This is a genomic window from Mycobacterium innocens, assembly GCF_900566055.1.
Lineage (GTDB): Bacteria > Actinomycetota > Actinomycetes > Mycobacteriales > Mycobacteriaceae > Mycobacterium > Mycobacterium innocens.
Genome location: NZ_UPHQ01000080.1, coordinates 66,759 through 76,703, shown reverse-complemented (window position 1 = coordinate 76,703; position 9,945 = coordinate 66,759). Strand labels below are relative to the sequence as shown.

Sequence of the window (9,945 nt, the reverse complement as noted above, 5' to 3'; positions counted from 1 at the left end):
CACCTTGCCGCCTTGGCGGAACGTACGGCGCAGATACACCGATTCGTAGCAACGCTTCTCACCGGAGCCGGTCACGTGAGCCCTGCGCACTTTGGCTACGTGCACCTTCTCGTTACGGCGTGACATATAGGTAATCCTAGCCATCCCGACGAAGAAATCCCGTGAACGACACACTCTATTTTGTCTACATTTCTTGCGGGTCAACAGACTGAACCGCAGCTCACACCCCAGATCCACGCCAAAACCCGGATTAACTTCGGCTTAACCGGCAAGCCCGGTGAGTTTCTTTGCGGCAAAAGGACGATCGACGGCAAACGCCGGGACTACGTAGGCCTGGACCCACCAAGAGCGGGTTGCTTTGTCTTCCCACACGTCCACAGTGAGCGGCCACTCAAAGCCCACCGTGCCGACCATGCCGCGCTCGACGGCCCAGGCGGTGCCGGCAGTGACGCGCGGGTTGGCAAACATGCTCTCGATGCCCGCGCTCTTGAGCATGGCGTCGAGCCGGTCGCCATACGCCACGCGCAGGCTGTGCGCCTCATTTGGATGCACGACCAGCAGGTTGTGCTTGACACCGAGTTCCTGCAGGTCACTGGCCAGCTGGGCGGCCGACAGGTCGGCGGTCGGCAGATCGGCTGAGGGGGTCAACCCGTCCAGTGGGCCGATCGTCACCAAGGTCGACCAGTCGTTGCCGGGCACAACGTTGGCGCCGGTAACGGACGCAGTCAACTCAGCCATGCCCCGCACGTCGAGCTTGCGGGTGATGGTGTTGGCCAGCTGCGTTGTCTGCTGATCAAGGTAACTGACGTTGTTGCGCGTGATCTCCTCGATACCGACCTGGAATTTGCCGCCCCAATCCTCGACGAGCGCGAGCTTCGGGTCGGGGTCGACGCCTTCAACGGTGCGGTATTCGCTTCGGGGAGAACGCTTTTCCACGTCCGAGGTAAAGAAGTCTGAGGCCTGGATCACGTTGTACAGGAAGCCGCCAGCCTCCACCTTGAACCCGGCTATGTTGTAGAACTTGTCCAGCAAAATCTGATCATCCGCTAGCTTGGCGATGCGCGACCGGATGTACTGGGGCTGCTTGAGTGCGATGTCGACGGTGAGCCGGCGGCCAGACAGCTCGGGAATCAATGCGTTGACCATGTGCGGTTCCTGTTCGTTAGTAAAGGGAGATTTCGGCGTCGGCGCCCGAGGCGGCGCCGGTGATGGCGTAGCCCACGGCCACGCCCGCATCGAGGGTGACGGCCTTGCCGGCGCTGCCCACCTCGACTTCGGCGCCCGCGACGACGATGCCGGCGGTCGTCACCTTGACCACGCGGCTGTTGCCGCGGGCGATGGTCACCAACTCACCGCTGGCAGCGTCGTTGGCCGCAACCCCGCACACCCGCCCCGCCGCCGTAGCGGTCACCACGTTGATGTTGCCGCCGCCGGTGCGGTTGCCGTTGATCTTGAGAAACGTGCGGGCGGTGATACTGCCGCCCGCTTCGCCGGTGATGTCCTGGCCCGGGTTATACACGGAAATGTTCTTCAAGGTCGTGCTCATCGAATCCCCTTCGAGGTGAGAAGTTGGGTACGGCGCCGCCGTGCGGCGGCCACCTTCACGGCGCGGTCACATGCCACGCGTGCGGCGTACAGATCCTCGACGTCAGCCAGCGACTTGAGCGACGTCACTGCTGGGCCGTACGCGCCAAGTAGTGCCACGGCCGTAATGACCATCGGCCACTCATGGCCGCTCTGGTCCCGGTAGTCGTAGATCGCCTCGACGCTGCGGCCGGGGTAGGCCCACGGCATGATCTCGGCGAGCTTGGCCGGCACACCCACGAAGTCACCGATCAGCGTTTGCCCGTCGGCCGACACTCGCATGTTGTCGATCACCCCCATTGCCGGGTCACCCTCGCCAAGAGGCTCGACATGCCCGAGCTTGAGCGCCGGGCGGTGCACCACGCCAGCCTTAAATGCCTCGACGGCACTTACCAGATCCCGTGCGGTGGTGCGCATCACGCCGGTCTTGGCGTCCCATCGGCCGACCTTGATCAGCTCGATACCGCGCAAGGTCCGCACGTCAGGCATGATCAGCTCCGCTTGCCCGCGCGCCGCTCGGCGCGCTCGACGACCAGCAGGGCCGGGAGCAGGAGCCGGCCGCCGACGCGGTGCGCGGGTAACTTACCGCGGCGGACCAGATCGCGGACGCCGTTGGGCCCGATGCCGAGGATCGCCGCGGCTTCTCCGGTGTCCAACAGGTCATAGCGGGCAGTGTGCGCCGAATCCTGCTGGCTGCCAACTTCTCTGGCGTCGACGCGGCATGTCGCGGGATTATCACTGGCGCAGGAAACAGATTTCCGAAGCTGCCCGATGAACTGATCGAGCCGAGCCGTCGGGGTCCGATCGACCAACAACGCAGCGAACGCGGCTAGCGCATACCGCACATCCGCCACGCTGAGCACCACCCCGTCAACCCGCTCGATCATGGCTGCTGCCTCAGCTTCAACCACAGCCGGCCGATCTCGACGCCCAGGGCCGCGATAGGTCGCGGGCCGAACTCGTGCAGCAGCAGCGCGATTTCGTCGCGCCGGTCCCCAGGGTCGACGCCCTCAATGTCCATCGCACTCAGGAGTGCCTGCACCTGGCGATCGTCGCCCCGGGTGACAGCGGCGAGCAACTGCGCTGAGCGCCAACGCAAATGCAACAAATCGGTTGTGTCACTGAGCATGCTGGACGCCACTGCGTAACTCGTCGACTGCCGCGACGAGCTGCCGGGCGAATTCGACGGCCTCATCAGCCAGCGCTGTGAAGCGGAAAACCCCGATCTGGATCTGGATTCGGCCACTGTTGCCGGGCCAGGCACGCGCCCGAATATCTCGCACCCCATTCTGTTTCATGCTCAAATCACCGCCCGGCAAAATCCGCACAAACCGTCGTCGCCGTCGGGCAGTCCCCTGACACACTCGGTGCACAACGGCTGGATCGTCGGCTCATCGTCGCCGAGATGGCCCGGATCGCCGCCGACCACGATTTCGAGGTAAGCGAAGTTCATCTCGTCGTCGTTGTCATCAGGTTCGCCCATAACAAGGGTTTCCTTTCCCTCCAATTGGTTGGGACATGGAAATCACACGCCCAACCCCCCTTGCGACCTCGACTTGGTTACGGCACGCGGAATGCCACCCAATGAGCCGAGCGGGTCCGCGAGCTAGGTGGGGGGGCACGCCGCTGACCCCCACCCGACTGTGGGGTGGTGCGGGCAGTGGCAACGGGTCGTCGCCGGGCCGTCGCGGCGCCTGCCGGTGTCCGCGCGGGGTCGGTGCCGGATCGCCGGGCGGTGCCGGCGGGCGGGTTGGGGTGCGGCCGGCGCGGGGCACGTAGATGGCGGTCAGACCGAAGGGTAAGGCGATGGTGTCGGCGGTGGTCATGACCGGCCTCCGGTGTTTGCTGCGCCGGCCAAATGGCAGCGCTCGCAGTGGCCGCGGGCCACCGACGCCGGGGCGTACATGTCCTGCCCGCATAGGGAGCACGGCACCACGGCCAGAGATGGCCCGTATCCGTGACCCGTTTCCCCGTGTGACCCGTCGCTGCTGGTCAGAGCACCATTTTTGGACGGGTCAGAGAAAAGCCCGTAACCAGTCTCTGACCCGTCTGACCCGTCTGACCCGTCACTGACCCGTTGACCCGTGTCTGACCCGTCTGATTTTTGGCCGCTGACCTGTGGTGACGGGTCAGACGGGTCAGACGGGTCAGATTTCCGGGTTTTGTCTGGCGGGGTGATGGTCCAGCGAGTAATGCCGTCCTCAGTACGGCCGCCGTCATGCTCGACAGTCCACCCTTGCGTCCGTAGTGCCGGGGCATGCCTCGTTAGCTGGGTGGTGACGACACGGGCGTTGCGGGGCCAGTCGCGCGGCCGGCGCCAGCTCTTATCCTCCGGGGTCAGCCCGCCGAGAATCTGCCGGGATGTCAGCCTGTCAGCTCGGTACCGGTTGGCCACCAGCTCGGCCACGAACGAGTCCGACGCCAAGCTGTCCGCGGCCAACCGCGTGGCACGGTCCCGATAGCGTGCCAGGCCGTCGCTGCCGGCTATCTCGTCCATACAGGCCAGCACGCGCGCGTAGTCGGCCATCCGCGGCAGACCGCCGGTCACCGTGACGGTGTCCAGCCGCTGGTGCACCTTGGCCGCCAGGTCGAGCAGACCGCCCAAGATCAGCGGGCAGTGGATGCGCCACCCCCGATCTAGATCGGCCTCGCTGCGGCGCTTATCGGGCGTGACACACCCCAGCTCGACCAGCGCCAGCCGATCAGACAGGTCACCGGCCAGACCGCCCAAGTCGATGCCGTTGAGCAAAACGACCCGCCGGAACTTCAGGACGGCCAAGTCGGCGTCGGTGTACAGGCGCCGCTTGGTCAGCGCGTCGCCGGTTGCCGCGCGACACAAGGCATCCGACCACCACGGTGGCACGGTCGACACGTTGTCGACGGCGACCATCCACGATCCATTTGCGGCCGTCACCCACTGATCGATGTCGCGCGGGGGCATGCGCAGCGGCGCTATCGACGGATCGACCAGCGACACCAGGCGTTTCGCTGTTGTGGACTTGGCCGAGCCATGCTCGGCCACAAGTGCCAGGATGACGTGCGGGGCGCCGGGCTGGATGAGCGCGGCCACTAGGACCGCCAGCAGCACTGGCCGGTCGGTCTCGGCGATGTTGATGTGGCGCCACAACAGGCTCACGTCTCCGCCGGCCACTGGGTCGCACATGCTCGCGGTCAGCTCGGTGCGCCGGAACATCACCGGGGCTGTGTCGGCGAGACGCCATGCGCCGCCGCTGATCTCGATGACCCGATCAGCCTGGTTGGCGGTGTCGATGTACACCGTGCCGCCATGCTCGGCGACCCGCAGATGCAGTGTGCGCGGCTGCTTCTCGGCCGCGAAACCCTCTATCGTCGCGCACGCATCCGACAGAGCCTGCGACGACGGCGCCACATCGAACCGGCGGAAGTAGCTGCGGGCCAGCGCATTGCGCAACCCGAGCTTGCCGCCGCGCAACGGCAGCGCAACATGCGGGGCGTAGGGATACGTACCATACGGCTGTCCGTCGTCACTGACGCCGAGCTGATAGTCGGCCAGCGCCATGTCGACGAGCTGCGATGCCTGCGAGCGCTTTTCGGCGGCGGCCATCAGATCACCACCCGCGGGATGTACGCCCCGCTGCGTACCGCGTCGGCGTGCCGGCGGATACCGCGCGCCACCGCACCCCAGTCCTCGGCCGCGGATATGTCACGTGACGCCTCGGCCCGCGCCTCCTGGGCGGTCTCTACCCGCAGCGCCCAGTGCTGGGCGGCGTCGTAGACGGCCGCGACCTTAGCCGGGTCGGTGTCGTCGAGCTGACACCAGGCCGGCGTGCCGATCATCGGCCACGACACGGCCGCGGCCAGCAGCGGCGACACATACAGGTGGACGTCCCACCAGCCCACCTGGTGGGATATGATGGCTACAGATGTGTGGTCATCGGTGGGCCGGTCCTGTGGCGGGGCCGGCCTTCTCACGTCGTCAGGCGGCATGGTCACGCCGCACCGCCGAACGGCTTCATCGCGGCGTCTATCTCGTCAACGCGTAGTCGCACCAGTCGCCGGCCGGATCTGTATCCAGTCAGCCGTCCATCGGCGATCATCATTCGGATGCAGCGATCGGTTACACCGAGATACTCGGCGGCCTGCTGGATCGAAATGTATTTGTGGCGAATTGTATCGGACACAGCGAAACTAGCCTTTCTTCGGCTGTTTCGGCTGCCTACACCTAATCCCGGTCTCACGATCCGGGCTTCCGCGCACCGCGGGGCTTGCAAGCTAGTCTACGGGATCATCGCGGAATATCACGTATTGTCGTCGGGTGGCGTGTGTCGCACCGGCAAGGATCCTGCGGATGTCAGCGACCGTGGCATCAGGGTCAGGCACATCGACAAGGCCATGAACAGGACAGACGATGTACCCCAGGACTTCGATCGGGATAACGACAGACGCGGCGTTGTACCGCTTTGCCACTCGGGTATCAGGGCCGACGTAACGGATCGTTTCGGCGTCCAACTCTTCAAACTTGCGGGTTTGCTGCTCAGCCAGCGTCTCGCCGATCTTGGCATCTCGTAGCACCGTACCGGGCGGGAATCCCAGGCTTTCCTCGGTAACACGGGGAGTGAACGTTACGGTACGCTCACCAAACCTGGTCAACATCAACGCAATTACGTCGTCACCATCAGTCTTGACTTCTCCGACTCGGCTCCCGCATCCATTAATTCCGCAGCGCAGTACCAGTGTTGGCGGCATCTTTTCGTGAGTACGCCACCACTCCGCATGCCAGGGAAATAACGAGCTGAGATTACCTGTCATCGTGACTCAACTTACTATCGGCGAGTTTACTTAGGAGCGCGGCGATTTCGCGGTCGCGGCCCTGTGTGGCGTGTTGGTAGCGCATTGCGGCCTGCGGTGTGGAATGTCCGAGTCGGGCCATCAATTCGGCCAGTGTGGCCCCGGTTTGCGCGGCAAGCGTGGCGCCGCTGTGCCGTAAATCATGCCAGCGCAGATCGTTTCGCTTGGCTACGGTTCGGGCCTTGTAGTAGTGCCGGTTCAACGTCGAAGGCTGTAGATGGCCGCCGTTCTTGGCCGGGAACAAAAGTGCGTCGTTGCCGCGCGCGACGTGCTGCGCCAGGTGCGCTTTCACTGCGGGAAGGATGTGTGGCGGCATCGCAACGTCACGAATACCGGCGTCTGATTTCGGGTCACCGACCAACCATCCGCCGTCGACCCGCACGGCCGCACGCTGGATCCTGACCACGCTCTCTTTCAGGTCGATGTCGCCGCGGCGCAGCTCGACAAGTTCGCCGAACCGCAGCGCACACCACGCCGCCAGCGGCACCATGAGCCGGTATTGGTCGGGCATTGCTGCCTCGATCGTCGCTAGTTGTTCAATGCTTGCCGGTTTGGGTTTGATCTTGCGGGTCACCGTGCCGGCCCCCCGGATCGCGCACGGGTTTACCTCGATCAGGCGGTCCCGGATGCGGGCCGTTTCCAAGATCGTGCGCAACAGCGAATAACAGTGCGCCCGCATGGTCGGTTGATCGGTCAGCGTCTGTGCGTACCACCGGTCTACCGAGGACATGGTGATGTCGCGGATCGGCTTTTTGCCGAAAGTGGGCTTGATGTGGTCGTCGAGCAGCTTCTCGTAGTGGGCGATGGTGCGGGGGCGTAGCGGTCGGCCCTTGACCATGCGGGTGGCGACCCAGCGTGCGGCGTAGTCCTCAAACTTCTCGGCGGCGGCTTTCTTCCGCTGGGCCGCCGTGCGCTTCTGTTCACCGCTGGCCGGCGGGGACCAAAGTTCGCGATCGATTTCCCGGCGGCGGTCGGTCAGCCATGCTTCCGCGTCGATCTTGGCGGCAAAGGTGCTCGGAGCTTCATAGAGCTTGCCGTCGGGGCCGGTGTAGGAGGCTTTCCAGCGACCGCTGCGGAATTGACGCAGGCGTCCGAAGCTGCGCCGGGTCGAACGTGGTGGCGGCTTCCTGGGGCTCACTGCCCGGCGTTACTGTTGCACCACATATGCACCACATCAGCTTACATCAGACGGTAGCTGTTTCCGCTTGCTTCCGCTTGCTTCCAGCGGTACTGTTTGGCGTATCAGCAGCTTAACGACCTGTTGATGCAGGTAGAACACACAATCGGAAGTTTGCTCAGGCGCAAATTCAATCCCAGTATCGCGCACCAGTGTTTGTGCAGGTCAGGGGGCATTTATGCGCCTGACAGCGCCAGTTACGTGCCCACAAGCGCCGTCAGTCGCAGCACGACGACACGTCGAGTCGGCACGCACATGACGCACGAATCGGCACGTCGGCGCGCGCAACAGCCAGCCTGAGCTGCTGGCCGATGAGCGCGGCTTCGGCGGTACGGCCAAGCCGCTGCAGGCATTCGTGGTACCCGTGCAGGCTCCAGACGTTGCCGGGGTGCTGGCAGGGTCTGGCCAAGGTGGGGTCCAGACCGAGGTCGGCGGCATAGACGGCCGCCGCTTCTTCGACGTGCCCCTGCTCGAGCAGCAGCGCACCATACGCATGCCGAGTGGGCTGCATCCAACCCCACGGCTCGTCGTAGGGCAACGTGTCGTCCAACTCGACGGCGCGTCTCAGATGGCCGAACGCCTCGTCGAAGCGCTCTTCGCGGTAGGCGATTTCACCGTCGAGCATGGCAGCGGCCACGGCCAGGATGTCTCGACTGGTGTTGTTGAACAGGCACCGCGAGCACGGTATCCGCGCATGGGCCTTGGTGAACGCGCCGCGCTCGGCAGCTGCCTGCGCCAGTTGACCGGTGGCCGCCAGCGCGACTCCCCGTCCGTAGTGAATCGTCGCCGTCGTGGTGCAGTACAGGTCCTGGTTGTCCGGCAGCGGCTGCGCGATCAGCTCGTCCCACCGGCCGAACCGCACCAGCACGTGCGTCCGCAACGCCACGAACGCTTCGAGCCAGTCGGCCATCGGCGGGGATTCGATCAACAGCAGCTCGGCCGTCAGCTGACCGGCGAGCTCGTCGGCGGCCTGCAACGCCATCTGCAGCCGGCCTTCCAGCATCGCCGAATAGACGATGAAGTGCAGATCGTGCGCGCGGTACAGCGAGTAGAAGTTCAACGGGCCCTCGCGGCTCACAAAGCGCCGGTCTGCTTGTACCGCAGCAAGATTGGCCGTCACCGAGCTGCGATAATCGCCGCACAGCACGTCGATGTGGCTGGGCATGTGCTGCAGATGCCCGGCGTCAGGCACCAGGCCGCGCAGCAAGTCCGCCGCCGGCAGGGCGTCCTCCGGAGTCGCCGACATCTCCATGGTGTGCAGGTACAGATGCAGGATCCCCGGGTGTTCGCGACCGGCCGGCGTCGCCAGCGCCGCATCGAGGATCCGCTTGGCCTCCACCACCCGCGAACCTGCCGCCGGCTCACCGGTCGCGGTGTCCCACAGGGCCCACGCAGTGACATTCACCAGCGCGTCGGCGGCCAGGGCTTGCACGTCGACGTCGTCGGGGTAGTCAGCGGCCAGCGAAGTCATCGCGTCGGCATAGGCGATTACGCCCGCATGCAGGTCGCCGACGGGAAAGCGGGTCCACAGCGCGGCGATCAGGCCTTGCTCCACCGGAGTGGCCCGGCCGCGCTCGGCCAGCTGGAGTTCCGCACGCGCGCGGGCCAGCGACCCGCTCAGGTCGACCGGGTCGAACGCGTCCCACGCCTTGTTGTAGTTGGGTCCGACCGCATAAGCGATTCCCCACCGCGCGATGGCCAGCTCCGGGTCGAGTGCCAGGGCTCGCTCGAAGCACCGAACGGCCTCTTCGTGGTTGAACGCATACGCCCATATCAGCCCGCGGTCGAACCAGAGCTGCGCCTCCGCGGAAGAGGTCTCGATTGGCCGGTGATAGGAGCCGAGGTCGAAATACTCGGCAGTCATTCCCGCACCATAGCGCGCTCCAAGGCCGAAGCAGCTCTCGCCGAACGTGCATCTGGCGACGCCCACCCGGCGTGTCGCGTCGTCAGATGCACACTCGGTGCTCCCACCGCGCCGCGAAGGATTCGATCACCCCTCGGCCGCAGGCGTTCAGCCCCCGCTGTCGGGTTTGCCGCTGCCTGGCAATTGCTCGGGGCAGTAAACCCCGGCCGCGATCGCGGTGAATCTGGCGGCGTTGGGCTGCGTCAGCTGCGGGCTGAGGCCTTGCAGGTATGTGACGACCTCGATCGCCGACTTACCCTCCTTAGCCATGTCGCACACCTTCTTGCCGGTGGCGATCGTCGCGCCGGCGTTCTGGTAGGTGATGCCGGCAGCTCCCAGTGCCACCAGGAACGCTTGATCTTGTTTGTCGTCGGCGCGCGCGGGCGCTGCCAAGCCGATGACGACGGCAACGCCGGCCAGCACCAGTAGGAGTCTCATGACCTCCGAATTGTCC

General features: G+C 65.1%; 14 protein-coding genes. All 14 read right to left on the bottom strand.

Translation table 11 applies throughout. The features are described from left to right. Positions 1-261: 261 nt before the first annotated feature. On the bottom strand, positions 262-1,146 hold the full coding sequence (locus tag EET03_RS09675; RefSeq protein WP_075540957.1) for a major capsid protein: 885 nt from the start codon (positions 1,144-1,146) through the stop codon (positions 262-264). 16 nt (positions 1,147-1,162) lie between these two features. Next, positions 1,163-1,546 carry a DUF2190 family protein gene (locus tag EET03_RS09670; protein ID WP_075540958.1) on the bottom strand — a complete coding sequence of 128 codons (384 nt, stop codon included), beginning with the start codon at positions 1,544-1,546 and terminating at the stop codon, positions 1,163-1,165. Continuing rightward, positions 1,543-2,073 (bottom strand): hypothetical protein, encoded by a 531-nt coding sequence (locus tag EET03_RS09665; RefSeq protein ID WP_075540959.1) that lies wholly within the window; start codon positions 2,071-2,073, stop codon positions 1,543-1,545. The genes EET03_RS09670 and EET03_RS09665 overlap by 4 nt, the downstream gene beginning before the upstream one ends. Positions 2,074-2,075: 2 nt before the next feature. Continuing rightward, entirely contained in the window at positions 2,076-2,471 is a 396-nt protein-coding gene (locus EET03_RS09660) for a helix-turn-helix domain-containing protein (protein WP_075540960.1), read from the bottom strand. Next, the gene (locus EET03_RS30180; protein ID WP_167470615.1) at positions 2,468-2,626 is read right to left on the bottom strand and encodes a hypothetical protein; all 159 of its coding nucleotides are present in this window, start codon (positions 2,624-2,626) and stop codon (positions 2,468-2,470) included. The genes EET03_RS09660 and EET03_RS30180 overlap by 4 nt, the downstream gene beginning before the upstream one ends. 76 nt (positions 2,627-2,702) lie before the next feature. Beyond that, positions 2,703-2,882 (bottom strand): hypothetical protein, encoded by a 180-nt coding sequence (locus EET03_RS09650; protein ID WP_075540962.1) that lies wholly within the window; start codon positions 2,880-2,882, stop codon positions 2,703-2,705. 2 nt (positions 2,883-2,884) lie between these two features. Then, a complete protein-coding gene (locus EET03_RS09645) occupies positions 2,885-3,067 on the bottom strand; it encodes a hypothetical protein (protein WP_075540963.1) in 183 nt (60 codons plus the stop codon). Between the two features lie 339 nt (positions 3,068-3,406). Continuing rightward, positions 3,407-5,167 carry an ATP-binding protein gene (locus tag EET03_RS30760; RefSeq protein ID WP_208649027.1) on the bottom strand — a complete coding sequence of 587 codons (1,761 nt, stop codon included), beginning with the start codon at positions 5,165-5,167 and terminating at the stop codon, positions 3,407-3,409. Beyond that, positions 5,167-5,550 carry a DUF2742 domain-containing protein gene (locus EET03_RS09635; RefSeq protein ID WP_082274417.1) on the bottom strand — a complete coding sequence of 128 codons (384 nt, stop codon included), beginning with the start codon at positions 5,548-5,550 and terminating at the stop codon, positions 5,167-5,169. The genes EET03_RS30760 and EET03_RS09635 overlap by 1 nt, the downstream gene beginning before the upstream one ends. A 2-nt stretch (positions 5,551-5,552) precedes the next feature. Beyond that, complete coding sequence (locus EET03_RS09630) at positions 5,553-5,744, bottom strand: excisionase family DNA-binding protein (protein WP_075540966.1); 192 nt, start codon at positions 5,742-5,744, stop codon at positions 5,553-5,555. 91 nt (positions 5,745-5,835) lie between these two features. Then, the gene (locus EET03_RS09625) at positions 5,836-6,372 is read right to left on the bottom strand and encodes a hypothetical protein (protein ID WP_075540967.1); all 537 of its coding nucleotides are present in this window, start codon (positions 6,370-6,372) and stop codon (positions 5,836-5,838) included. Beyond that, a complete protein-coding gene (locus EET03_RS09620) occupies positions 6,362-7,549 on the bottom strand; it encodes a tyrosine-type recombinase/integrase (RefSeq protein WP_075540968.1) in 1,188 nt (395 codons plus the stop codon). The genes EET03_RS09625 and EET03_RS09620 overlap by 11 nt, the downstream gene beginning before the upstream one ends. Before the next feature lie 256 nt (positions 7,550-7,805). After that, positions 7,806-9,452 (bottom strand): tetratricopeptide repeat protein, encoded by a 1,647-nt coding sequence (locus tag EET03_RS09615; RefSeq protein ID WP_075540969.1) that lies wholly within the window; start codon positions 9,450-9,452, stop codon positions 7,806-7,808. A gap of 147 nt (positions 9,453-9,599) precedes the next feature. Continuing rightward, positions 9,600-9,929 carry a DUF732 domain-containing protein gene (locus tag EET03_RS09610; protein ID WP_075540970.1) on the bottom strand — a complete coding sequence of 110 codons (330 nt, stop codon included), beginning with the start codon at positions 9,927-9,929 and terminating at the stop codon, positions 9,600-9,602. Between the last annotated feature and the right edge of the window lie 16 nt (positions 9,930-9,945).

What these genes read in the sequence shown, in the direction of transcription:
- EET03_RS09675 (WP_075540957.1), bottom strand. Translation starts at nt 1,146, where the DNA reads ATGGTCAACGCATTGATTCCCGAGCTGTCTGGCCGCCGGCTCACCGTC.
- EET03_RS09670 (WP_075540958.1), bottom strand. Translation starts at nt 1,546, where the DNA reads ATGAGCACGACCTTGAAGAACATTTCCGTGTATAACCCGGGCCAGGAC.
- EET03_RS09665 (WP_075540959.1), bottom strand. Translation starts at nt 2,073, where the DNA reads ATGCCTGACGTGCGGACCTTGCGCGGTATCGAGCTGATCAAGGTCGGC.
- EET03_RS09660 (WP_075540960.1), bottom strand. Translation starts at nt 2,471, where the DNA reads ATGATCGAGCGGGTTGACGGGGTGGTGCTCAGCGTGGCGGATGTGCGG.
- EET03_RS09650 (WP_075540962.1), bottom strand. Translation starts at nt 2,882, where the DNA reads ATGAAACAGAATGGGGTGCGAGATATTCGGGCGCGTGCCTGGCCCGGC.
- EET03_RS09645 (WP_075540963.1), bottom strand. Translation starts at nt 3,067, where the DNA reads ATGGGCGAACCTGATGACAACGACGACGAGATGAACTTCGCTTACCTC.
- EET03_RS30760 (WP_208649027.1), bottom strand. Translation starts at nt 5,167, where the DNA reads ATGGCCGCCGCCGAAAAGCGCTCGCAGGCATCGCAGCTCGTCGACATG.
- EET03_RS09635 (WP_082274417.1), bottom strand. Translation starts at nt 5,550, where the DNA reads ATGCCGCCTGACGACGTGAGAAGGCCGGCCCCGCCACAGGACCGGCCC.
- EET03_RS09625 (WP_075540967.1), bottom strand. Translation starts at nt 6,372, where the DNA reads ATGACAGGTAATCTCAGCTCGTTATTTCCCTGGCATGCGGAGTGGTGG.
- EET03_RS09615 (WP_075540969.1), bottom strand. Translation starts at nt 9,452, where the DNA reads ATGACTGCCGAGTATTTCGACCTCGGCTCCTATCACCGGCCAATCGAG.
- EET03_RS09610 (WP_075540970.1), bottom strand. Translation starts at nt 9,929, where the DNA reads ATGAGACTCCTACTGGTGCTGGCCGGCGTTGCCGTCGTCATCGGCTTG.